The 23,963-nt window shown below is 68.4% G+C and carries 20 protein-coding genes; 11 read left to right on the top strand and 9 right to left on the bottom strand.

Annotated features, from left to right (window positions below):
• Positions 1 to 97: 97 nt before the first annotated feature.
• Positions 98 to 1,285 carry an amidohydrolase gene (locus tag E0H73_RS08000; RefSeq protein WP_202867252.1) on the bottom strand — a complete coding sequence of 396 codons (1,188 nt, stop codon included), beginning with the start codon at positions 1,283 to 1,285 and terminating at the stop codon, positions 98 to 100.
• A 233-nt stretch (positions 1,286 to 1,518) separates the two neighbouring features.
• On the opposite strand from E0H73_RS08000, the gene E0H73_RS07995 reads away from it, so the two are divergent.
• The 10 genes from E0H73_RS07995 (at position 1,519) to E0H73_RS07950 (ending at position 11,598) form a co-directional block, all read left to right on the top strand.
• Positions 1,519 to 2,577, top strand: coding sequence for a BMP family lipoprotein (locus E0H73_RS07995; RefSeq protein ID WP_131352847.1), 1,059 nt, complete (start codon positions 1,519 to 1,521; stop codon positions 2,575 to 2,577).
• 116 nt (positions 2,578 to 2,693) lie between these two features.
• Complete coding sequence (locus E0H73_RS07990; protein ID WP_131352846.1) at positions 2,694 to 4,205, top strand: ABC transporter ATP-binding protein; 1,512 nt, start codon at positions 2,694 to 2,696, stop codon at positions 4,203 to 4,205.
• A complete protein-coding gene (locus tag E0H73_RS07985) occupies positions 4,205 to 5,314 on the top strand; it encodes an ABC transporter permease (protein WP_131352845.1) in 1,110 nt (369 codons plus the stop codon). The genes E0H73_RS07990 and E0H73_RS07985 overlap by 1 nt, the downstream gene beginning before the upstream one ends.
• A complete protein-coding gene (locus E0H73_RS07980) occupies positions 5,311 to 6,573 on the top strand; it encodes an ABC transporter permease (RefSeq protein WP_131352844.1) in 1,263 nt (420 codons plus the stop codon). The genes E0H73_RS07985 and E0H73_RS07980 overlap by 4 nt, the downstream gene beginning before the upstream one ends.
• Positions 6,574 to 6,577: 4 nt before the next feature.
• The gene (locus E0H73_RS07975; RefSeq protein ID WP_131352843.1) at positions 6,578 to 6,973 is read left to right on the top strand and encodes a cytidine deaminase; all 396 of its coding nucleotides are present in this window, start codon (positions 6,578 to 6,580) and stop codon (positions 6,971 to 6,973) included.
• On the top strand, positions 6,973 to 8,250 hold the full coding sequence (locus E0H73_RS07970; protein WP_202867250.1) for a thymidine phosphorylase: 1,278 nt from the start codon (positions 6,973 to 6,975) through the stop codon (positions 8,248 to 8,250). Before E0H73_RS07975 ends, E0H73_RS07970 begins: the two co-directional genes overlap by 1 nt.
• Positions 8,251 to 8,305: 55 nt before the next feature.
• A complete protein-coding gene (locus E0H73_RS07965; protein ID WP_131352842.1) occupies positions 8,306 to 8,941 on the top strand; it encodes a hypothetical protein in 636 nt (211 codons plus the stop codon).
• Positions 8,935 to 9,894: a hypothetical protein gene (locus E0H73_RS07960; protein ID WP_131352841.1), complete on the top strand. Its 960-nt coding sequence runs from the start codon at positions 8,935 to 8,937 to the stop codon at positions 9,892 to 9,894. The genes E0H73_RS07965 and E0H73_RS07960 overlap by 7 nt, the downstream gene beginning before the upstream one ends.
• Positions 9,895 to 9,982: 88 nt before the next feature.
• Positions 9,983 to 10,624, top strand: a complete 642-nt coding sequence (locus E0H73_RS07955; protein WP_165555533.1) for a hypothetical protein — start codon at positions 9,983 to 9,985, stop codon at positions 10,622 to 10,624.
• Positions 10,618 to 11,598: a hypothetical protein gene (locus E0H73_RS07950; protein ID WP_165555531.1), complete on the top strand. Its 981-nt coding sequence runs from the start codon at positions 10,618 to 10,620 to the stop codon at positions 11,596 to 11,598. Before E0H73_RS07955 ends, E0H73_RS07950 begins: the two co-directional genes overlap by 7 nt.
• 50 nt (positions 11,599 to 11,648) lie before the next feature.
• Here the strand turns inward: E0H73_RS07950 and E0H73_RS07945 are convergent, their stop codons facing one another.
• From E0H73_RS07945 to E0H73_RS07935, 3 genes are all read right to left on the bottom strand, one after another.
• On the bottom strand, positions 11,649 to 12,263 hold the full coding sequence (locus tag E0H73_RS07945) for a hypothetical protein (protein ID WP_131352838.1): 615 nt from the start codon (positions 12,261 to 12,263) through the stop codon (positions 11,649 to 11,651).
• Positions 12,264 to 12,339: 76 nt separating this feature from the next.
• The gene (locus E0H73_RS07940) at positions 12,340 to 12,876 is read right to left on the bottom strand and encodes a hypothetical protein (RefSeq protein ID WP_131352837.1); all 537 of its coding nucleotides are present in this window, start codon (positions 12,874 to 12,876) and stop codon (positions 12,340 to 12,342) included.
• Positions 12,876 to 14,780 carry a hypothetical protein gene (locus E0H73_RS07935; protein WP_131352836.1) on the bottom strand — a complete coding sequence of 635 codons (1,905 nt, stop codon included), beginning with the start codon at positions 14,778 to 14,780 and terminating at the stop codon, positions 12,876 to 12,878. The genes E0H73_RS07940 and E0H73_RS07935 overlap by 1 nt, the downstream gene beginning before the upstream one ends.
• A gap of 171 nt (positions 14,781 to 14,951) precedes the next feature.
• Here E0H73_RS07935 and E0H73_RS07930 point away from each other — a divergent pair, with 171 nt between their 5' ends.
• Entirely contained in the window at positions 14,952 to 15,257 is a 306-nt protein-coding gene (locus tag E0H73_RS07930) for a hypothetical protein (RefSeq protein WP_131352835.1), read from the top strand.
• 101 nt (positions 15,258 to 15,358) lie between these two features.
• Here E0H73_RS07930 and E0H73_RS07925 read toward each other — a convergent pair whose 3' ends face one another.
• The 5 genes from E0H73_RS07925 to E0H73_RS07905 all read right to left on the bottom strand — a co-directional run bounded on the left by E0H73_RS07925 (position 15,359) and on the right by E0H73_RS07905 (position 23,754).
• Positions 15,359 to 15,898 carry a hypothetical protein gene (locus E0H73_RS07925; protein ID WP_131352834.1) on the bottom strand — a complete coding sequence of 180 codons (540 nt, stop codon included), beginning with the start codon at positions 15,896 to 15,898 and terminating at the stop codon, positions 15,359 to 15,361.
• Positions 15,898 to 17,796: a DUF6571 family protein gene (locus tag E0H73_RS07920; protein ID WP_131352833.1), complete on the bottom strand. Its 1,899-nt coding sequence runs from the start codon at positions 17,794 to 17,796 to the stop codon at positions 15,898 to 15,900. The genes E0H73_RS07925 and E0H73_RS07920 overlap by 1 nt, the downstream gene beginning before the upstream one ends.
• Position 17,797: 1 nt before the next feature.
• The gene (locus E0H73_RS07915) at positions 17,798 to 18,121 is read right to left on the bottom strand and encodes a hypothetical protein (protein WP_131352832.1); all 324 of its coding nucleotides are present in this window, start codon (positions 18,119 to 18,121) and stop codon (positions 17,798 to 17,800) included.
• A 71-nt stretch (positions 18,122 to 18,192) separates the two neighbouring features.
• Positions 18,193 to 22,749 (bottom strand): FtsK/SpoIIIE domain-containing protein, encoded by a 4,557-nt coding sequence (locus E0H73_RS07910; RefSeq protein ID WP_202867249.1) that lies wholly within the window; start codon positions 22,747 to 22,749, stop codon positions 18,193 to 18,195.
• Positions 22,750 to 22,812: 63 nt separating this feature from the next.
• Entirely contained in the window at positions 22,813 to 23,754 is a 942-nt protein-coding gene (locus tag E0H73_RS07905) for a coiled-coil domain-containing protein (protein ID WP_131352830.1), read from the bottom strand.
• Positions 23,755 to 23,963 lie beyond the last annotated feature (209 nt).

Genomic DNA, 23,963 nt, shown 5'->3' with positions numbered 1-23,963 from the left:
AAGGGCACGATGAAACCACATCGAACCCTCCACTCCAGCTCACCGAGGCACTCCGCCGAGCACCTGCTCGCTACGGCGTGGGATCGGGAGACACGCCCTAGTCCAGTAGGGCGCAGGACGCCAGAACCGTCATCCCGACGGTGATGGCGTCCTCGTCCGGGGAGAAGCCGGGCGTGTGCAGGTCGGCGGCCGCGTCCACACCCAGGGGACGGACGCCCAGCCGCGCCATCGCGCCTGGAACGTGCTCGAGGTACCAGGCGAAGTCCTCGCCGCCCAGGCTCTGATCGGTCGCGGCCACTGCGTCGGGCGTGATCGCCTCGCTGACCGCGCGCTGGAACACCGCGATCGCCTCCGCATCGTTCATGACCGGGGGTACGCCGTGCGTCACCTCGGTACTGACCTCGACGCCGTACGGAGCGATCAACTGCTCGGCCAGGATGGGGATCAGGTCGGCGGCCAACTTCCAGGCGCTGACGTCCAGGCATCGCACGGTGCCCTCGGCCTCACCGCGGGACGGTATGGCGTTCGCGGCCGAGCCGGCGGTGATCCGGCCCCAGACCATCGACAGGCCGGCCCGCGGGTCGACCCGGCGCGACAACGCGGCCGGCAGCTCGGTGACAAGGGTGGACAAGGCGTAGACCAGATCGCCAGTGAGGTGCGGCCGGGAGGTGTGACCGCCGTCGCCGGTCACCCGCACCAGGACACGGTCCGCTGCCGCGGTCAGCGCGCCGACCCGCAGGCCGACCTGCCCGACCGGCAACCGGGGATCACAGTGCAGGCCGTAGATGCGCCGTACGCCTTCCATGCCGCCGGCCGCGATCACACCGAGCGCGCCGCCCGGCATCACCTCCTCAGCCGGCTCGAAGATCAGCCGGACGCGACGGTCCAGCAGCCCGTCGGCCGACATCCGCCCGAGCACCTCGGCGGCGCCGATCAGGATCGCGGTGTGGACGTCGTGACCGCAGGCGTGGGCCACGCCTTCGTACGTCGACCGAAAAGGGGAATCGACACCCTCCGTCACCGGCAGGGCGTCGATATCGGCGCGGAGCGCCACACAGGTGTCACCGGAGCCGATGTCGCAGATCAGACCGGTGCCCGTCGGCAGCACCTGCGGTGACAGGCCGGCCGCCACCAGCCGCTGCCGGATCAGCTCGGTGGTCCGCACCTCGTGCCAGCCGAGCTCCGGATGCGCGTGCAGGTCGCGACGCACGGTCACGATCTCGTCCCGGACCGCCGCGACACGGCTCTGCAGGTCGCTGAGCAGCAGCTGCTGCGAAATGGTCATTGGGGAATTCTCGCATCGCAGCGGCGGAACAACGGCCCGGGCTCGGGCACCGGACCGATCCGGTCAGCGCCACCTCACCCGCCGCGTCGGCGTTCTGGCTGAGCGTCACAGCCGAAACTACGATTGAGTAACGAGCATTTCAGTGACGCATCGTCAGTGGCTGGGGGGTCTCGCCGGGTCTATCGTTTCGCTGCGAACGCCTGCACGGGGCGATCAGGGATCGAGGAGGCATCTTGCGGCACACGACGAAGCTGGCGGCGCTCGCCGTCACCGTGGCGCTGTTGGTGGCGGGCTGCGCGAAGAAGGAAGACACCGGTGGTGCTGCCACCAGCGACGAGCTGTGCGCCGACAAGTCGGGGGCGGGACCCAAGGTCGGGCTGGCGTACGACATCGGCGGCCGCGGCGACCACTCCTTCAACGACCTTGCCGCGGCGGGTGTGAAGAAGTCCCTGGACGAGCTGGACGCCACCTGCGAGGAGTCCGAGGCCGCGGCGCAGGAGCCGGACTCCGCGAAGGAGGAGCGGCTGCGCACGCTGGCCGAGGCCGGCTTCAACCCGGTCGTGGCGGTGGGCTTCGTCTACACCGAAGAGGTGAACAAGGTCGCCAAGGAGTACCCGAACGTCAAGTTCGCGGTCGTCGACGGGTTCGCCGAGGGTCCGAACATCACCAACCTGGTGTTCTCGGTCGAGCAGGGCTCGTTCCTGGTCGGTGTCGCCGCGGGCCTGAAGACCAAGACCAAGAAGGTCGGCTTCATCGGCGGCGTGCGGGGCCCGATCATCGACCCGTTCGCGGCCGGCTTCAAGGCCGGGCTGGCAGCCGTCGACCCGAGCATCAAGCTCGACATGAAGTGGCTTTCCGACACCGGTGACGCGAAGGCGTTCGCGAACCCGCCGGGTGCCAAGACCGCGGCCACCGCGCTGTACGACGGCGGTGCGGACATCGTCTTCCACGCCTCCGGCCTGTCCGGTGGCGGCCTGTTCGACGTCGTCGGAACGAAGCCGGACGGCATCTGGGCGATCGGCGTCGACTCCGACCAGTACCAGACCGCGACGCCCGAGCAGCAGAAGCACATCCTGACGTCGTCGCTGAAGAAGGTCGACGTGGCCGTCTTCGACTTCGTGAAGGCGTTCAAGGACGGCACCACCAAGGCCGGCTACGACCTGTACGACATCAAGCGCGACGGTGTCGGGTACGCGACCAGCGGTGGCTTCCTCGACGACGTGACCGCGAAGATCGACGAGTACAAGGCGAAGCTGGTCTCCGGCGAGCTGACTGCACCGTCGAAACTCTGACGAGTGAAACCCTCGGGCTCGGGCCGATGACGCGGTAGCGTTGCGGCCCGGGCCCGAGGCTCGTCCCGGCGACAACGAGGTCGCCGCAAGACCTGGGAGCGTGTGACATCGACACCATGACTCAGACGATGGCCGTCCGGCTGAGGGGAATCGGCAAGAGTTTTCCCGGTGTGGTGGCCAATCACGACGTCGACATCGAGGTCCGGACCGGCACGGTGCACGCCCTGGTGGGCGAGAACGGCGCCGGCAAGTCGACGTTGATGAAGATCCTGTACGGCGTGCAGAAGCCGGACGAGGGCACGATCGAGATCGGCGGCGACGAGATCGTGCTGCACTCGCCGGCCGATGCCATCCAGCACGGTGTCGGGATGGTGTTCCAGCACTTCATGCTGGCCGACAACCTGACCGTGCTGGAGAACGTTGTCCTCGGCGCCGAGAAGCTGTACGGGATCGGCGACAAGGCCCGGGCCAAGATCAACGAACTGTCCGGCTCCTACGGCTTCGGTCTGTCGCCCGACCACCTGGTCGAGGACCTCGGTGTGGGCCAGCGGCAACGGATCGAGATCCTCAAGGTCCTGTACCGCGGCGCGAAGATCATCATCCTGGACGAGCCGACCGCCGTCCTGGTGCCGCAGGAGGTCGACGCACTGTTCGGCAACCTGCGCGAGCTGAAGGCCCAGGGCTACACGCTGCTGTTCATCTCGCACAAGCTGGACGAGGTACTTGCGGTCGCCGACGACGTGACGGTGATGCGACGCGGCACCACGGTGGCCGCCGTCCAGCCGAAAGACGTGACCGCGCGCCAGTTGGCGGAGCTGATGGTGGGCTCGGAGCTGCCTTCACCCAGCACCGAGGAGTCGACGGTCACCGACGACGTTCAGCTCGAGGTCGAGAACGTGACCCTGGCCGGTGCCGGGGAGCGGAACCTGCTGGACGACGTGTCGTTGCGCATCCACCGTGGCGAGGTGCTCGGCATCGCCGGTGTCGAGGGCAACGGTCAGACCGAACTGGTCGAGCTGGTGATGGGCATCCGGCCGCCCACCTCGGGCCGGGTCCGGCTGGGAACCGAGGACATCACCGACTGGTCCACCGCGGCCCGCCGCAACGCGGGCATCGGGTACATCCCCGAAGACCGGCACCGGCACGGCCTGCTGCTCGACTTCCCGCTCTGGGAGAACCGGATCCTCGGTCACCAGGACCGTCCGCCGACCGTGCGCGGACCGTGGATCAACAAGGCCGGCGCGCGCAAGGACAGTCAGCGCATCGTCGACCAATTCGACGTCCGGACGCCGTCGATCGAGACCACCGCACGGGCACTGTCCGGCGGTAACCAGCAGAAGTTCATCGTCGGCCGGGAGATGAGTGGCGACCCGGTCCTGCTGATCGCATCCCACCCGACCCGGGGCGTGGACGTCGGCGCGCAGGCCGCGATCTGGGACCACATCCGCGACGCCCGCCGGCAGGGGCTGGCCGTGTTGCTGATCTCCGCCGACCTGGACGAGCTGATCGGCCTGTCGGACCAGATCGAGGTCATCCTGCGCGGCCGGCTGGTCGGCGAATTCGACCCTGACACGGTCACCCCGGAGCAGCTCGGCTCGGCGATGACCGGTGCCGGAGAAGAGGAGTGATGGGCAAGCTCGATCTGCGCCGGATCGCGCTGGCGCTCGCCGCGCCGGTACTCGCCATCGTCGTCGCGCTGCTGATCACCTGCCTGATCCTGCTGGCGGCCGGCAGTTCGGTCTCCGGCTTCCTGAGCACGATCTTCTCCGCGCCGGCCGAGCGCAACGTCATCAACATCCTGAACAACGCGTCGATCCTGTACCTGTCCGGCCTGGCGGCCGCGATCGGGTTCCGGATGAACCTGTTCAACATCGGTGTCGAGGGCCAGTACCAGATCGCGGTCTTCGCCGCCGCCGTGTTCGCCGCCCAGGGCTGGTTGCCGGGACCGATCAATGTGGTGGTCTCCATCATCCTGGCGATGCTGGTCGGCGCGATCTGGGCCTCGATCGCCGGCGTACTGAAGGTCACCCGCGGCGTCAGCGAGGTGATCTCGACGATCATGCTGAACGCGATCGCGCTCTCGCTGACGGCGTACCTGCTCCGAAAAGTCGGGGTGTCGACCGGGAGCAACCTGGCCACCGAGGAGATCCCGCGGGACAGTTGGGTGGGCGGCATCAAGTTGCTGTCCGGGGCCCCGAACGAGCTGCTCGGCCTGTCCCTGCTGGCCGTACTCGGCGGGATCGGTTACGCCATCCTGCTGAACCGGTCGAAGTTCGGCTTCGCGCTGCGGGCCACCGGCACGTCGGCCAGCGCGGCCGTTGCCAGCGGCATCGACGTACGGCGGATGGTGGTCGTCTCGTTGATGATCTCGGGCGCGGTGGCCGGGCTGATCGGGCTGCCGCTGCTGTTCGGCAGCTCGCACAGCTACGGCACCACCTTCCAGGCCGGTATCGGCTTCTCCGGGATCGCGGTGGCACTGCTCGGCCGGAACAACCCGATCGGCATCGCGTTCGGTGCGCTGCTGTTCTCGTACCTGACCGAGCAGAGCAACCTGCTCGAGATCAACGCGCAGGTCTCGCCGGACATCGTCGCGATCAGCCAGGGCATCATCGTGCTCGCCGTCGTCATCGCCTACGAGGTGGTCCGCCGGTACCGCAACGCGCTGGAACAGCGGCAGGTGGCAGCGGAACTCAGTACCTCGGCCCCGTCCGAGGCGACCCCGGAGGCGACCCGATGACGATGGCTCCCGAAGAGCTCCGGCCCGCCGGAGCCCCGTCCGCGGCCCTCGTCCCGCGGCGGCGGATCAGCATCTGGGTCTGGCTGCTGGTCGGCCTGGTCCTGATCTCCGCGGTCCGGGTGCTCACCGGCGCCAACGAGGTCGACTCGGCCGGGACTATGCGCGAGACGGTCAACGCCTCGGTCCCGATCGCCCTCGCGGCGCTGGCCGGTCTGTGGTCGGAACGCGCGGGCGTGGTCAACATCGGCCTCGAGGGCATGATGATCCTGGGCACCATCGGCGCCGGGTACTTCGGTTACTGGTACGGCCCGTGGGCGGGAATCGTCGGCGCGATGGTCTTCGGTCTGATCGGGGCCGCGCTGCACGCGCTCGCAACCGTGTACTTCGGCGTCGACCACATCGTGTCCGGCGTGGCGATCAACATCATCGCGCTGGGTGCGGCCGCCTTCCTCGCCGACACGTGGTTCTCCGGCCTGCGCGGCGGTGGCCCGACCCAGTCACCACCACTGGACGCCCCGCTGTCGATCACCCTTCCCGGGATCTCCGATGCGATGATCACGCTGCAGGACAAGCACTGGTTCATCATCTCCGACCTGGCCTCGCTCGTGGCCGCCGTGACCACCGAGCTGTCGAGCATGACGGTGCTGGCGGTAATCTTCATCGTCGGCAGCGCGCTGCTGCTGTGGCGGACGGGGTTCGGCCTCCGGCTGCGGTCGTGCGGTGAGAGCCCGGTGGCGGCGGAGAGCCTGGGCGTCAACGTCTACCGGTACAAGGTCATCGCCGTACTGACGTCCGGTGCGATCGCCGGGGCCGGTGGTGCGTTCATCGCGCTCGTCTCGTCCGGGATCTACCAGAACGGGCAGACCGGTGGGCGTGGCTATATCGGCCTGGCCGCGATGATCTTCGGCAACTGGCGGCCCGGCGGGCTGGTGATGGGTTCGGTGCTGTTCGGCTACACCGACGCACTCCAGCTCCGGGCCGGTGGTGAGGCCGTGCACGCACTGCTGATCCTGGTCGCGATCATCCTGCTGGGCGTTGCGATCCTGCAGTTCCGGCGTGGGCTCAAGATCGCCGCGGCGACCTCGCTGGTCATCGCGGTCGGCTTCGCGGTCTGGTTCTTCACCACCGACACGGTGCCGGCCGACTTCACCCGGATGACGCCGTACGTGACCACCCTCCTGGTGCTTGGGCTGGCCGCGCAGCGACTCCGGATGCCGGCCGCCGACGGGTTGAGATATCGACGCGGTCAGGCAGGTTAGCGCCGTGCCGGGGGAGGTCGACTGGCCGGCGCTGCGGGCGATCGCTGTCGAGGTGATGGGTCGCGCCTATGCGCCGTACTCCGGCTTCGCGGTCGGGGCGGCGGCGTACGTCGACGACGGGCGCATCGTTGCCGGGTGCAACGTCGAGAACGCGTCGTACGGACTGGCCCTGTGCGCCGAGTGCGGGCTGGTGTCCGAGCTGCACCGCACCGGCGGCGGCCGGCTGGTCGCGTTCACCTGCGTGGACCAGCACGGCGACCTGCTGACGCCGTGCGGGCGGTGCCGCCAGTTGCTGCACGAGAACGGCGGGCCGGATCTGTTGCTGGAGACCCCGACCGGGCCGCGGCCGCTGCGTGAGCTGTTGCCCGACGCGTTCGGGCCCGAGGACCTGGAGAAGTAGTGAGCTTCGACGCGGTGGATGTCATCCGCACCAAGCGGGACAAGGGCGAGCTGAGCGACGGTCAGATCGACTGGGTGATCGACGCGTACACCCGGGGCGACGTCGCGGACGAACAGATGTCCGCCCTGGCGATGGCGATCCTGCTGAACGGCATGAACCGTCGCGAGATCGCCCGCTGGACCGCGGCGATGATCGCGTCCGGCGAGCGGATGGACTTCGCCAAGCTGTCCCGGCCGACCGCGGACAAGCACTCGACCGGTGGCGTCGGCGACAAGATCACGTTGCCGCTGGCACCGGTGGTGGCCGCCTGCGGCGCCGCCGTACCGCAGCTGTCCGGCCGCGGCCTCGGACACACCGGCGGCACGCTGGACAAGCTCGAGTCCATCCCGGGCTGGCGTGCCGCGCTCTCGAACGACGAACTGATGCGCCAGCTGGACGAGGTCGGCGCGGTGATCTGCGCCGCCGGCGACGGCCTCGCGCCCGCGGACAAGAAGCTGTACGCGCTGCGGGACGTGACCGGAACGGTGGAGGCGATCCCGCTGATCGCCAGTTCGATCATGAGCAAGAAGATCGCCGAGGGCACCGGTGCGCTGGTGCTGGACGTGAAGGTCGGCTCCGGCGCCTTCATGAAGGAACTCGCCGACGCCCGCGAGCTGGCCGAAACCATGGTTGCCCTGGGCACGGACGCCGGCGTGAAGACTGTTGCCCTGATCACCGACATGTCCGTCCCGCTCGGATTGACCGCGGGCAACGCGCTCGAGGTCCGCGAGTCCGTCGAGGTCCTGGCCGGCGGCGGCCCGGCCGATGTGGTCGAGCTGACGATCGCGCTGGCGGCCGAGATGCTGGCCGCGGCCGGCGTCACGGACGTGGACCCGGCCGAGAAGCTCCGCGACGGTACGGCGATGGACGTCTGGCGCACCATGATCGCGGCCCAGGGCGGCGACCCGTCCGCCGTTCTTCCGGTCGCCCCCGAGCAACACGTCGTACCGGCTCCGGCCACCGGCGTACTGTCCAAACTCGATGCCCTCGGCATCGGCGTGGCCGCCTGGCGCCTCGGCGCCGGCCGCGCCCGCAAGGAGGACCCCGTCTCCGCGGTCGCCGGCGTCGAACTCCACGCCAAACCCGGCGACCAGGTGACCGAGGGCCAGCCGCTCCTCACCCTCCACACCGACGACCCCACCCGCTTCGATCGAGCCCTCGAGTCCCTGACCGACGCCGTCGAGGTCGCCACGTCGTACGACCCGACCCCGCTGGTCATCGACCGCATCGGCGAGTGACCTGGCCCTCTCCGACGGTAAGGTGTCCGGAGCGACCGGATAGTCGGAGGTGTCTGTGGTTCGCGCACGGCTTGCTGCCCTGCTGCTGGTGCCGATGATGGTGCTGCCCGCAGCCTGTGGCGGATCGGACGACACAGGTGGCCTGCCGGCGGCGGGTTCGGATTCGAGCGGTCCCTCGAGCAGTACCCCGGCCACGACGCCGGCCTCGGCCGCAACGCCCACGCCGGTGCCGACCACCAGTACCCAGAAGTACGGTGCACTTACTCTCGTCATCAACCACAAGCCGGCCCCGCCGGCCGCCGCTGCCCAGGCGTTGCAGGCGTACGACGCCTTCGAGCGTGCCTCGCACAAGACCCAGGCGACGAACGTCGAGGATCCGACCCTGGCGACGTGGGGCGCGGCCGCTGCTCTGCAGGACATCCGGCGCATCCTGCAGAGTCAGAAAACCCAGAAGGTGCGCACCGGCGGTGCGATCACTGTCACCACCAAGGTGGTCAGGACGAGCGCTGCCGCCGCTGCATTGGACACTTGCTACGACCAGTCGAAGTCGGTGCTGGTCCGGGCCAACGGGACGACGTACGTGGGACCTGGGGCCAAGAAGGATCCCAAGCTCAGCGCGAGCGTCATCCTCGGCAACATCGCCGGTGTCTGGAAGGTGACCGAGTACAACCTCAAGGCGGAAGCATGTTGATCCGACGACTGGCGATCCTGACCGCACTCGGAGTGGCCGGCCTGGCGACAGCAGCACAGCCGGCCTTCGCCGACCGCACGACACCGACACCGGGTGCCGGCGGCAACACCATCAGCATCACCGTCACCGGGACCGGTGTCCGCGGCGGTTCGGGCGGACAGGGCGGGACCCAGACGGTGTCGACGCCGGTCCCGTGCATGTACATCCAGAGCATGACCGGCAAGGAGTACTACGAGTGGGTCGAGAACGGCGGCACCATGGGCCGCGGACCCAACGGTGACACGATCGATCCGTACCCGGGCTACGAGAAGTACAAGGACGACGACAAGGGCCACTGGTACGGCGGCATGTGCTCGTCGGAGTCCTTCGGTGACGACCTGGACGCCTTCTTCAAGTACTCCGACGCCTGGTTCGCCGAGCACCGGGGCGTCTACGTACCGGCCGGTGGCACGCCCCCGATCCCGCCGGTACCGCCGGAGATCCTGCGCAACGTCGCCTTCGACGCCTTGACCGTGCCGGCGCCGCGGCTGGACTGGAACCCGAAGCACACCGGCGACGCCGCGACCCTCGTCAACCTGGACACCTGGGTCTGGCTCCAGGACCGCGCAACCAACTACTACGTCGAGGCCTCGGTCAACTCGATGGTCGGCCGGATCTCGGCCCGCGTCGACGCGGACCTGACCGGCATGACCGTGTCCGCCCCCAACGCGGACACCGTCACCTGCCCGAACGCCGGCGTACCGTACGCCCCCGGCGCCACCGGCCAGTGCGCCCTCACCTTCAACAAGGCCAGCGCCGGCGGTGGCACCAGCCCCGTGACCGCGAAGACCAACTGGCACACCACCTGGTCCTCCAACCCCGGCGGCCCGCAGGGCGACACCCCCGAACAACTCGACCCGGCCCCCGGCACCACCAACATCCGCGTCATCGAGGTCCAGGTCCCCAACCGCTGACGGAGTTCGGCCCGTGAACCCCGACGTCGTGGTGAACCGTTGAGCGGGTAACGTGTTCCCGGCTCTGTGCCTATCGACGGAGGTTTCTGTGGCCCGCTCGCGTCTGGCCGTACTGCTGCTGGCCCCGCTCGCGGTCCTCCCGGCAGCCTGCGGAGGCGGAGACGACACCGGCGGCCTGCCGACCGTGCCGGACTCGTCGGCGCCCACCTCGGCGACCCCGGGGACTCCGTCCGCGACCTCGAGCGCGAGCCCGACCCCGACGACCCAGCCGACGCGTTCGGTCGGGAAGTACAGGAACCTGACGGTGGACCTGCGGCGGCCCGCGGGACTCACTGCCGGCGCCTCGGCGGCCGTCGTCACCTTCCAGCAACTGCACTTGGCCTTCGGCGCCCTGGCGGCGGGTGAGAGCTCGCCCCCGCCGATGTCGCGGTCCGCGGAGCCCGTGGTGGTGAAGTACCTCGACGCGGTGCTGAAACCGCAACTGGGCCGGAAGGAACACTCGGGCGGCACGATGACCGTCCGGGTCACCAAGGCGCAGGCGTCCGGGGAAGTTGCCGCGGTCAACGGCTGCCTCGACCAGACCAAGCTGATCACCTACCGCGCGAACGGCACGAAGTACGTCGACGCGAGTGTGCGTCGCAGTCCCACCCTGACCATCCAGACGACCCTGTCCCGCTCGGCAGGCATCTGGAAAGTGAGCAACTACGTTCTGAAGGAAACCCGATGCTGAAAATGCGCACGGCTCTGGGGACCACTGCACTCGGTGTCGGCCTACTGCTGACGTCCGCCGGCCCCGCCCTGGCCTTCGACCCACCCCCCGGCACCACCCCCACCACGAGCGGCGGAACCGTCACCATCACCGTGACCGGGACGGGAGTGCGGGGAGGTAGCTCCGGGCACAGCGCATCGCGGACCGTGTCGGTGCCCGCGCCGTGCTACATGGAGCCCGGGATGACCGGCAAGGAGTACTACGAGTGGGTCAGCAGCGGGAAGGCCAACGCCGACTGGCATCACACCGGTGGTGACCTGGACGGCGCGTTCAAGCCGTACCCGGGGTACGAGCAGTACAAGGACGACGACAAGGGTCACTGGTACGGCGGCGTCTGCTCGTCAGAGACGTTCGGCGACGACCTGGACTCGTTCTTCAAGTTCGCCGACGAGTGGTTCGCCAACCACAAGTCGGTGTACGTCCCCGCCGGACAGGCTCCGCCCACCCCGCCGGTTCCGCCGCAACTGCTGCGTGACGTCGCATCGCGCGAACTGACCATCCCCGAACCGGCCATCGACTGGAACCCCAAGCGGAGCGGCGACGGGTCCACGCTGGTCAACCTGGACACCTGGGTCTGGGTGAAGGACCGGGTCGACAACCTGTACGTCGACGCCACCGCGAACTCGGTGACCGGCGCGCAGACGGCCCACGTCGAGGCGAAGCTGTCCACGCTGACCGTTTCCGCACCGGGTGCGGGATCGACCACCTGCAACGGCATGGGTACGCCGTACGCCCCGGGCGCCGCCAATCCGTGCACGATCCAGTTCACCAAGGCGAGCCCCCTCGGCGGCACCACGCCGGTCACCGCGACCACCACGTGGGGCGCGACCTGGTCGTACAACGGCACGGACATGGGCGCGATCCCGCAGCAGCCCGCACCGCAGAGCTACACCACCAACATCGGCGTACTGGAGGTTCAGGCCGTCGCTCGTTGATCAAGGCAACAGGACCCGGCTCGGTACGACCGAGCCGGGTCTTTTGCTGTCTACTCGGCGGCCACCTTCTGCGTGAGGGCTTGGGCGTCGGCGGGGAGGGTGGACATGGGGTCGGCGGTGAGGTCGGTGGTGGTGTGGGTGACGAGGACGGAGACGATGCTGTCGGTGCCTCGGCGGGACCAGGCGCGCTCGGAGTGGGTGACCTGGGTCGTTGTGCGCAGGAAGGTCTCGTAGCCCGTCACGGTCGCCGGGAGGTCCTCCAGGAGGCCGTAGCCGCCGTTCGGGGGACCGGTCATCCGGCCGACGCAGTTCTTGTTGCCGCTGACAAGGAGATTCCAGTCCTTGGTCAGCAGCGTCGTGTCCTTGTAGGTGTAGAGGAACGACTTCACCACGGTCCCGCCGGCGAGCGAGTACTGGACGAACTGCGTCTGATCCGCATGATCCTGGAGGCCTGAAGCGCCGCCGAGCTTGCACCCGTTGGGCGGTACGCCGTCCTCGTCCAACGGCTCCTGCTGCGGCGATCCGGGCAGGTCGGACGACTTGACCACACCTGCGATCGGCGCAGGCGGTCCCAGCGGCGGCGGAGCTGCTGCTGGTTCGTGCCCACAAGCCGCCAACATCGCTCCACAAGCCATGAGCACCACCGAGCCTGCAGCCCTGCGCATGGATGTTCCCCAGTACTCGTTACCCCGGTCGACTGAAGGCACCGACCCTATCGGTCCGAGGACTCCCAGGTCACCCCTACTCTGCGGAGGGGCCGGGGCAACCGACCAGTGGGGCGATCTGCTGTGCGAGGTTCTTGACGAGTTCGTCGCGGGAGTCCTTGTCCTTGGGCTTGATGAGCTCGACGCGCAGGACGGTGGTCTTGCAGAGCCAGCGTGCGCGACCGACGTCGCCCGTGTTCGGTTCGACCCCGCCTGATCCGCCGGCGACGGTGAACTTGCCTGCGTCCGGATACTTCTTGAGCGAACCGTCCGCACCCTGGGCCTTGATCTTGGTGGTCAGCTCGGCCGTGAAGGAACCCACTTCCTTGCCCTCGGAGAAGACAGTGCACCCGGCGCGCTTGTAGGTGGCCTCCGACTGGGTCGGGTTCGTCAGTGGGAGTCTGCCGTCGCGGACCCCGGTCAGCGCCGGTGCGCCGGTGGCATCGAACCACCACGACGCCATGGTCACGTCGCAGAGCTTCGCGTCGGCCGCCGGTGGCGCAGCGTCCTTCTCGCAGGCACACAGGCCCAGCAGGAGTACGCCCACCGCTGCGAGAAGGAGGCTGCGCCGCATCACTTGTCTCCGTACTTCTTCTGGAAGTCGTCGAAGGAGTTGTCGATCTCACCGGTGACGTCGGACGTCAGCCCGGTCTGGCCATCGGCCTGCAACAGAACGCGCTGCATCTCCTCCTTGCTCAGCTCTTCCGGGAGCTTGGGACGGCCGTGCTCGGTCGGCCAGTCGTCGACGCCGCTGGGCAGGTCATGCTTCTCCATCGCGTACAGCGCCTGCAGTTGCGTCAGGGACATGGTCGAGGTCTGATTCTCGTTCGCCGATTTGATCGCGTCCGACGTCTTGTCGGCCGTGTAGCCGTCGACGATAGCGTCCTTGACCGCGCCCTTGACCAGGTCACCGATCACCGGGACCTTGTCGGTCTTGACCAGGTCGATCGGCGATGTGAACAGCTCCGCGATCTTCTTGCGCTCCTTCGCAGCTTCCGTCGCGCTCTCGATGTCTCCGTTGACCAGTGAGTCCGTCATGAACCCCGTCAGCGTCGCGCCCTCGTGAGCCGCCTTGTGCATTGACCCGCTGTCGCTGCGCTGGTGCTCGGCGGCGTAGTCGAAGCGCGCGGCGTTGAGGATCGACGTGGCCCTTCCGACCGCGGATGCGGCGGCCTCGTTGTCGCCGACGTCTTGCAACGCACCACGCAAGACGGCCTGGTTGAGGTTGATGCCGTAGGCAGGGAGGCCGGATTCCTTGCCGAGTCCGAAGCCGTAGGGATTGTCCTTGTCGCCCCAGGCATGGGTTCCCGGCGTGTCCTCGCCGACGTTGGCATCGTGCACCCGGTCGGCGTCGCCGATGTAGGTGGCGATGATGCCGCCGACCTCCTCCTTGACACCGTCGAGCGGCTTCTCCTTGCCGCCGATGTCGAACAACAGGTTCGAGGAGATCTCGGCGGCCTTCTTGGCCTCACCCTGGTCGTGGCTGTACGCCGCGTCGATGGTGGCGGTGCTCAGTACCTTGCCGGCCTGCGTGCTGAGGTGGTCGCCGTCCTGACGCTCGACGGTGAAGTAGTGCAGCAGGTCCTTGTTGCCCATCACGGCCTGGGCGTCGCGGGTGCTGTTGTCGGCGACGTTCAGGTACTCGCGCAGCGGGTTGATCTCCTTGAAGCTGTCCTTGCCGAAGTGCCGGTAGTCGGGGTCGTTGTAGATCTGGCCCCAGATGGTCGGGTCGTTGTGCTCGCGGTCCTTGAGCGCGGTGCCCATCGACTCGAAGACCGCCGGGTCGACATCCTTGCGGGACTTGTCGATGTAGTGCAGCAGGATGGCCGCCGACCACGGGTCCTCGGCCATCTTCTTGCCCCACTCGGGATCCATCTTGGCCGAGGCGGTGGAGAACATGCCGGCCAGGCCCTTGCCCATCTGCTCCTGCAGATCGATCAGCGCCTGGTGCTCGTCACCGGGGTTGAGGGTGGTCTGCCAGTACCCGTTGCTGTTGCGCCCGAACAGATCCTTCAGCTTGTTCATCACGTCGGACACGCCCTTGGGGCCGAGCCCGTTCATGACCTGCCACGAGACGTCCTTGTCGTCCTGGTAGCGGTTCAGCAGCGCGGCGAGCAGCGCGGCGCGCTTGCGGTCGTCGGCGTTGTCGATGTCCAGGTCCTTGAGCTGCTTGGTCATCTCGTTGCCGAGCGCCTGCTTGACCTCCCACAGCTTGTCGCCGTGTTCGACCTTGTACGACGCCTGTCCGTCGCCGTCGACGTCGAGCAGCTTGGCCAGGTCGAGCCGGGTCTGCAGCTCGGGTTTCTGCTCGGTCAGCCACTTGGTGGTCTTCCCGAGCGTGCCGTCGTCCAGCGACGGCAGCGCGATCGGCGTGTTGCTCTTGGCCGAGTTGCGCTGCCCGTCCACGCTCGAGACGAGCGTGTCGAGCTTCTTCAGCGCGGAGTCGAGCAACTTGATGTCGATCTTGATGTCGGCCATGGCACCCCTCGTCACATTCGGTCACTCAAGGTTACGGACGACGAGGTTCAGCCGGCCCCTGAAAAGGTCGTAGGTGGCGAGCGCCACACAGCCACGGGATGACCCCTCGGAGCCGTATGTTTTTCTTATTCGAGGAGGTCTCACGAGGGGGCCCCTGACTGGGAGGTTGAGATGGCGCAGGCCAACATTGCGGATCTGGAGAACCTGTACGACAAGCTGGTCGCGAGCATGAACTCGGCCGACCAGATCGTGACCGATGTCGACGGTGCACACTCCCGGGCCGCCGAGGAGTGGCACTCCAAGGGTGCTACGGAGTTCGCGACGGCTTGGGTTGACTTCAAGAGCTCGCTGACGAACATGTGCCAGGCGTTCGCGGCGGCCTCCAACGACGTCGCGTTCCAGCAGCAGCACTTCAAGATCGGTGCGAAGGAAGAGGGCCAGCACCGCGACCTCCCCAAGGTCACCTCGCCCCGCTGACGCAGCCCAACGAGAAGTCCCGCTCACCAGGTGGTGTGCGGGACTTTTTCGTTGCCTGCCTGCCGTTTTGATCCCCGGCGCCACCCGGGGAACAGGCCGGATCAGCCGGGCGCAGGGCCGGGGCAGCCGACGACCGGAGCGATGTGCTGGGCCAGGCTCTTGACGAGCTCGTCGCGCGAGTCCTTGTCCTTGGGCTTGTAGAGCTCGACCCGCAGCAGCGTGGTCTTGCAGGTCCACCACGCACGACCGACGTCGTCGCCGGTGTTGGGCTCGACGACTCCCGATCCGTCCGCGACGGTGAACTTGCCCGCTGCCGGGTAGTCCCGGAACGAGGCGTTCGCGTTCGTCATGCTGTCCTTGGTGGTCAGCTCGGCCCGGAAGCGGCCGACCTCCTTGCCCTCGGAGAAGACGTGGCACTCCCCGGCCTTGAAGGTGGCGTCGGTCTGTCCCGGGTTCGTCAGCGGGAGGTTGCCGTCGCGGGCCCCGGTCAGGGCCGGCGCGCCGGTGGCATCGAACCACCAGGACGCCATCGTGTCGCCACAGATCTTCGCGTCGGCCGCCGGCGGCGCAGCCTCCTTGTCGCAGGCGCTGAGGCCCAGCAGGAGGACACCGGCGGCTGCGAACAGGAGGCTGCGATGCATCAATTGTCTCCGTACTTCTTCATGTACACGTCCCAGGCATTCTCCACCTCGCCGGTGACATCGGACGTGAGGCCGGTCTGGGTGTCGGCGTTTGCGAGGACACGCTGCACCTCCGGCTCCGACAACTTCTCCGGGGGCTTGGGGTGGCCGTTCTCCGTCGGCCAGTCGGCGCCGGTGGGCAGATCATGCTGCTCCATCGCGTACAGCGCCTGCAGTTGCGTCAGCGAGATGCTCTTGCCCTGGGCCTCGTTGGCCTTGTCGATCGCGTCGGACGTCTTGTCCGCCGTGTAGCCCTCGACCAGGGCATCGGTGACCTCGCCCTTGATGAAGTCGCCGATCACCGGGACCTTGTCGGTCGGGATCAGGTCGATCGGCGACGTGAAGAACTCGGCGACCTTCTTGCGCTCCTCGGCGGCTTCCTTCTCGCTGTCGATGTTGCCGTTGACCAGTGAGTCGGTCATGAAACCGTTCAGCGTGGACGCCTCGTGCGCCACCTTGTGCATCCCGGTCGGGTCGTCCTTGTGGTGCGCGGCGGCGTAGTCGAACCGTGCTGCGTTCAGGATCGACGTGGCCTTCCCGACCGCGGACTTCGCGGCGTCGTTGTCGCCGACATCCTCCAGCACCCCGCGCAGGTCCGCCTGACTGAGGTTGATGCCGTACGTCGGGAGACCGGATTCCTTGCCGAGCCCGTACGGGTACGGGTGATCCTTGTCGCCCCACAGGTGATAACCCTGCGTCGAGTCTCCGCCCTTGTCGTGGACACGCGCGGCGTCGGTGATGTAGGTGGCGACGATCCCGCCGACCTCTTCCTTGACGCCGTCGAGTGGCTCGGACTTTCCACCGAGGTCGTGCAGCAGGTTGGACGAGATCTCGGCGGCGCTCATGGCGTACTGGTAGTTGTCGCTGTACGCCGCGTCGACGGTTGCGACCTTGAGGACCTTGCCGGCCTGGTCGCTGAGGTGGTCGTAGTCCTGACGCTCGCTGGTGAAGTAGTGCATCAGGTCCTTGTTGCCCATCACGGCCTGGGCGTCGCGGGTGCTGTTGTCGGCGACGTTCAGGTACTCGCGCATGGGGTTCAGGTTGCTGAAGTGCTCGTTGCCGAAGTTCCAGTAGTCGGGATCGTTGAAGATCTGCGACCAGATCATCGGGTCGTTGTGCTCGCGGTCCTTGAGCTCGGTGCCCATGGCCTCGAACACCATCGGATCGATGTCCTTGTGCGCCTTGTCGACGTAGCGCATCAAGACGCTGGCCGACCACGGGTCCTCGGCGATCTTCTTGCCCCAGTCGCCGTCCATGTACACCGAGGCGCTGGAGAACATGCCGGCCAGGCCCTTGCCCATCTGCTCCTGCAGATCGATCAGGGCGGTGTGCTCGGCTCCGGCGTCGCCGGAGTTCTGCCAGTACGTGCTGCCGTACTGGCCGGTCATGTTCCGGAGCTTGTTCATGACTTCGGTGACGCCCTCGGGGCCGAGGCCGTTCATGACCTGCCACGGGATGTCCGGGTCGTTCTGGTACCGGTTCAGCAGCGAGGCGAGCAGCGCGGCGCGCTTGCGGTCGTCGACGCTGTTGACGTCGAGATCCTTGAGCTGCTTGGTCATCTCGTCGCTGAGGCCGCGCTTGACCTCCCACAACTGGTCGCCGTACTCGACCTTGTACGACGCCTGGCCGTCGCCGTCGACATCGAGCAGCCGGGCCAGGTCCAGCCGGGTCTGCAACTCGGGCTTCTGCTCGGTCAGCCACTTGGTGGTCTTGCCGAGCTCACCGTCCTCGAGTGACGGCAGCGAGATCGGCGTGTTGCTGCTCGCGGACTTGCGCTGCGAGTCGGTCGACGAGACCAGCGTGTCGAGTTTCTTCAGCGCCGAGTCGAGCTTGTTGATGTCGATCTTGATGTCGGCCATCTCACATGTTCCTCATCGACCACTGCTTGGGCCAGGCGTTGCCACGCCAGTCGTTCTCCGGCACCTCGTCCGGCTCCTTGCTCCACGCCGCGTTGACCACAGTGACCGCGTCGTCGAACGCACCGAGGATCGTCGCGGTCTTCCCGCGCAGCGTGTTCGAGAACTCGGTCGCGCTGTCGCAGGCCCAGCCGCCCGACGACAGGTCGCTGAGCAGGCTGTCGGCCGGGTTGCCGGCCCCGTGGTAGATCGCGTCCCGGCAATTCGGGATCACCGAGGTCTTGCAGTTGTTCAGTGTGCCCTTGTACGCGTTCTGCTCTTCAGCCATGCCCACCCCTCTGTCGTCAGGTACGTCACAGATTAGTAAAAGCCAGGGTCAGATCGTCGGGTCCCCGCAGGTCAGCCATCGATCGGCACCTGCGCCCAGCTCCAGCCGCCGGGCCGCGCGAACACGCCGCGGCCGATCGGAAGGCTGGCGGTCGCCGAGCGTGGCAACCGGACGTTGAGAATCTCGCCGTCGCTGGACGATCGTGGCGCCAGCAGCAGACCGGTCCGGCCCTTGCGGATGTCGGCGGTCAGACCGCGGTAGTAGCCGCCGACCTCATCGATGCCGCAGGCCACGATCACGCAGCTGCCGGAGTCGCGCAGGGTTTGGTAGTGCGTCGCGACGGCCGTGCTGACGGCGTGGTCCGGACCGAGGACGTCGAAGTCGTCGAAGACGACCAGGTGCCGGGGTCCGAGGGACCGCAACGCGTCCTCGAGGTCGCCGATCGATGCGTCCGCGTGGAACTGGCCCCGGCTCTTGCGGCCCTTGAGGTTGCGCAACGGCGACAGCCGGGGGGTGACGATCAGCGTCCGCCAGCCCATGGCATCCGCCTCCCGCAGCATGAACTCCAGCGCCGTGCTCTTGCCGGATCGGGGCGGACCGCTGATCAGGAATCCGGCGCCGTCCTGGAGCGCGTCGTACCTGAGCAGGGTCAGGGTGTCGCCGCCGACGCCGACGGAGATCTGGCTCTGCGTCGGCTGGCTGGTGGACAGCTCCATCGCCTTGGTGGTCGAGATGCTGAGGGGGAGCTCGTCGACGCGCCGCGGGCGCAGCACGAGCGGGATCTCGCCGGCCAACTCGGTCGCGACCCGGCCGATGTCCTGCAGCGCGCCGACCTGGGCGACACCCGTCGGATCCTCGGTCAGCAAGGCGATCTGGACCTCACGCGGCCTCTCGCCGCCACGGAACGCGCGGCCCGGCGGCATCGAGGTCGGTACGTCGCGACTGCGCATGCCGATCGCGGAGAAGTCACCGGCCTCGGGCATCCGCAGCATCAGCCGGTCCTCGACGAGCGCGGAGACGCGGCCCAGGACACCGCTCCGGTCGGTCCCGAGAACCACGCGGATCCCGACGCCGGCACCCTCCTGCAGGACCGAGATGAGCAGGTCGATCATCGTGCCGCCGTCGACGGACTCGTAGGCCGCGGTGAAGCCCTCGAGACGGTCCAGCAGCACCACGAAGTACGGCAGGCGGTCGTCCTCGGCCACCGCCTCGCGTTGCTCGGTGATGTCCGCGAATCCCTGCTGGGCCAGGAGTTGCTGGCGCCGGGTGACCTCGGAGTTGAGCAGGTTCATCAGGCGGTACATCCGGTCCACCTGGTTGCGCTGGACAACGGCTCCGGTATGCGGCAGCGACAGCATCGGCAGTAGTGCACCGTTGCCCGCGTCGATGCCGTAGAGGTGCACATCGCGCGGGTCGCAGAACCGGCCGATCGCGCCGGCGATGCAGCGCAGGCCGGTGGAGCGGCCCATCCGGCCGGCGCCGGCGATCACCAGGTGACCCGACTTGCCGAGGTCCCAGACCTCGGTGCGCTGGGCCTGCTGGTACGGGATGTCGGCAAGACCGATGGGCAGCGGTGGCACCACACCGGTCTTGCGCTCCGGCAGGTCGAGGTCGTCGAGTGTGAGCTGCTCCTCGAGCGCCGGCAGCCACGGCGAGGGGATCGGCGGGATGGCCATCTGTGCGGTGGCCGCGTCGATCGCCCGGACCAGGCTGGTCAGGTCGGTCGGCGTGGTGATGTCGTCCTCGTCCTCGACCACCTGGACCGCCTGGTTCCGCGCCGCGGAGTCGGCGTCGAACGGGCGTACGGCGACATCGCTGCGCACCTGCACTCCGCGGGGGCGGCCGCCGACGCGGGCGGACTGGAACGGGATCAGGGACGAGTGGCCGAGGCGGGCCAGGGCGCGGCCCGGCGTCGACTTGGAGATGTGCGCCGCGTCGGAGGCGTCGATGACGTCGGACGAGTCCTGCTGGTCGGTGACCCGCAGCGCGATCCGCAGGTTGGTGTTCGACTTGATCTCGGCCGACACGACGCCGGACGGACGCTGCGTGGCCAGGATCAGGTGGACGCCGAGCGACCGGCCACGCCGGGCGATGTCGACGAGACCGTCGACGAAGTCGGGCAGTTCCGACACCATGGCCGCGAACTCGTCGATGACCAGCAGCAGCCGCGGCATCGGGGCGTCGCCGTCCTCCTTGGCCGCCAGGTAGTCGTCGATGTCCTTGGCGTCGGCGTCCGCGAGCTGATGCTCCCGGCGACGCAGCTCGGCGCCGAGGGACTCCAGCGCGCGGGTGGTCAGGTGGCCGTCGAGGTCGGTGACCATACCGACGGTGTGCGGGAGCAGCTTGCAGTCCTTGAACGCCGCACCACCCTTGTAGTCCACCAGCACGAAGGTGAACTCGTCCGGGCGGTTGCCGACGGCAAGCGAAGCGATGATGGTCTGGAGCAGCTCGGACTTACCGGAACCGGTGGTGCCGGCCACCAGGCCGTGCGGACCGTCGGTGCGGATGTCGAGGCTGAAGGTGCCCTCCACGCCTTCGCCGACAACTGCCCGGGTGGTGCGGCCGCCACTCTTCCACCGCTGCACGATGTCGTCGCCGGTCGGGTCGTTGAGACGCAGTACGTCGAGCAGCCGGGACGAGTCCGGCAGGGACGACGCGGCACCGTCGGCGGTGGCGTCCCGGACCGGCGCGAGCGCCCGCGCCAGCCGGTCGCACCAGCTGGCCGGCACCAGGTCTGGCTGGATCCCCTCGACGGTGGCCTCCTGGGTGGTCGCCAGGCTCACGCCGTACTGCGTGCCGATGACGAGCGCGCGGCACTCTTCAGGGAGCTGCCGCTGGTCCTCGTCGAGACAGATCGCGAAGATGCCGTACCGCGGGCCCTGCCGGAGCAGGGTGACCACGCCGCTGTTGCGCCGCAGCTCGTTCGCGCCGTCGAGTACGACGACGATCTGGTCGGGGAGCGGGACCTGCTGCTCCTCGAGCTCACGCCGCTGGTCGATCTCGGCGAGCAGTTCGTTGACGCGGCGCGACGCGGTGTCGGCGTCGGTGGCGACGGAGGCGACCGCGACCCCGGCGTCGCGGCGGCGCAGGTGCGGCAGCCACGGCGTCCACGACCACGCGTCCCGGTTGGCGCCGTACGTGATGACAGCCATCCGCAGGTTCGCCGGGCTGTGCAGGGTGGCGAGCTGGAGCAGGATCGACTGCGCCACCGTCTGCCGCAGTTCGGGCGGTCCGGCGATGCCCACGACACCGGCCTTGGCCAGCGGCAGCACAGCCGGTACGTCGGGAGCGGTCCAGCGCAACGGACCCTCGTGCTGCATCCGCGACGAGTCCTTGACCGTCACCGCACTCGGCACGTCGGCGGTGCCGACCCGGACCACCAACCAGTCCGGGTCCTTCGGCCGGCGTTCCCACAACCGCGCCCTCGGTCCGTTGGCGAACAGCAGCAGCGCGGCGGGATCCGGCCAGTTGTGCCGGCGGGAGGAGCGCTCGTCCAGCAGGCTGTCGAACGCGTCTTGCTCGACCCTGCGGAGCTGCTCGTGGTACTCGGCCAGCTGACGGGTGTACTGGACCTTCTGCATCCGCCGGGAGCTGGTGAAGTTCGCGATCATCATCAGCGGCGAGATCGCCGCGAACATCAGCGTGTACGTCGAATGCGTGATCAGGTACGTCGCCCCGCTCATGAACACCGGCGCGATGACGATGAGGAACGGGATCGGCATCTTGTCCGGTCGGTGCGGCACGCCTGGCAGCGAGAACTCGGTCTTGCGCTGCTCGGGCAGCAGCCGGGGCGGCCGGCTGAAGTCCATCGTCGCGCCCTCCGCGGTCGGGACCAGCGACGCGTCCGGAGCGGTCACCGGCGACAGCTCGAAGTACTGGCGGCCGATGCCGAGCACGCTGCCCGGCTCCCACTCGACCTCGCCGGTGACGGGCTCGCGGTCGATCCGCAGGTAGGGCAGTGCGTCCTGTGGACTGATGGTGTCGCGGGACGTGCTGAGCCGCTCCATCGCCTGCTTCTTGCGCTGCCACCAGCGCTTCTTGGGCGGCGGCGGGAGCTGGTCGCCGACGATGATCGGACCGTCCAGCGGGACCCGGCGGTCCGGGGCAGGGACGGTGCCGAGCTCTTCCATGCCAGGCCGGATCATGACCCGCCCGTCGATGCCGACCTCCAGGTACGCCGCCACTTCGGGGGAGTCCTCGACCAGAGGCAGGGCCGAGTGATCCATTCCGAGGACGTACGAGCCGACGCCGAGCCGGTGCACCAGGCCCGCGCCGTACCCGCCGGTGCAGCACAGGTCGACGATGCCGCTCGGCTCGACGCCGGGGTCGGCCACCGGAGCGCCGATGCCGATGACCGCACCATGCCGGACCGGGGATGCCTTCAGCAGGGCGTTGTCCGGCAGTTGCCGGCCGCGCAGGAACAGCGGTGGGCGGGAGGTGTCGAAGCCGTTGGCGCTCGGGGCGCTGCTGAGCAGCCGGATCGAACCGTCGTCGGAACCGGCCGGCGGGCGGCCGTCCGGCGCCAGGGCTCCCGCCAGGTCGCCGATGGTGGTGTCGTCCTCGGCGTCGATGGTGAGATCCCGGGCCACACCGGTCCGGGCGTCTACGGCGGTCAGGAACAGCAGCACTGTCAGGGCTCCCTCATCGGCCTCTCGAACCTCCGCAGTCTAGGACTGCGCAGGGGCGCGGGTTCAGCCGGACAGCAGGGCGGTGCGTTCGGCGGTGAGCGCCTCGGTCTCGGTGAGGATCTCGGTCCGGCGGGCGGCGAGGTCGTCGCCCACCTGGCGGACCACGTCCCGGGTGCGCGGGATCTGCTTGCGGGTCTGCAGTACGAGGACGAACGCCTTCATGTCGAGACCGGGGCGATCCAGCCACACGTCGAGCAGCCGGCCGCCGGCATCGAGCGGCTGCCCGGATCGCAGTGGCCGGCGTTCGTCGTACGTCCGGAGCTCGTCGCTGAGCTTGGACAGGCAGCGGTCGGCGTACGCCGCGGCGCCGTCGACGGCCTGCAGTTCGTCGAACTTCGCCTTGCCGGCCAGGATGCCGCCGCCGGCCGCATCGCCGGCGGCCGCCACTGTCGCCCGGTTCACCAGGAACTCGAGGGTGTCCAGGGCGCGATCGGACCAGCCGACGCTGGTGATCAGGTCGTCGGTCTCGCGCAGCCGTACGGCGAGGTCCTCGAGCTCGGTGGCGATCACCCGCAGGCGGTCAGCGGTGTCGTCCCCGGCCGTGAGCAGGCCGGACTCCTTGTCGTCCAGCGCGGCCACGTAGTCGTCGGCGACCAGCTGCAGGTCGTCGTACCGGGCTCGTGCGTCGTCCAGTTCGGTGCGAGTCTGCTCGAACCGGCGGCGGGCGTCGTCGTAGCGGTCCTCGGCCTCGTAGAGCTCCGCGCGCAGGTCGTCGAGTTGCTGTTCCTGGCCACGGCCGAACAGTGATCCGAGCCAGGATCCGGTCCGCCGCTCCAGCCGGTCCAACTGGTCGTAGCCGTGGGCAACTTTCTTGTCCCAGTGCCTGGTCTCGCCGTACAGATTGTCCATCCGGCGCTGCAGCCGGTGGATCGTCTGGCTCAGCGGCTGCAGTTCCGCGCGGGCAGAGCGTCCCGCCGCGATGCGTTGCTCCACGCGATCCGCCATACCGGCCATTCGACCATCGCGCCGGTTCACCGTTCGGATGACCCCGAAAATCGATGACGGAGAGTAAGATCAAGGGTGCTGAGGGTGCCCGGTTCCGGACCTCGGGTCCGGTGCGAGATGACCCCGGACAGGCGGTAGGGTCAGAGGCTGCCAGACGAGGGCTTAGCGCCGAATCCGGTGCCGGAACGGCCCGCGAAGGATCCAGAAGG

It is taken from the genome of Kribbella pittospori, from assembly GCF_004331465.1.
Lineage (GTDB): Bacteria > Actinomycetota > Actinomycetes > Propionibacteriales > Kribbellaceae > Kribbella > Kribbella pittospori.
The sequence above is the reverse complement of the archived record's forward strand: the minus strand, read 5'-3'. Positions and strand labels throughout refer to the sequence as shown.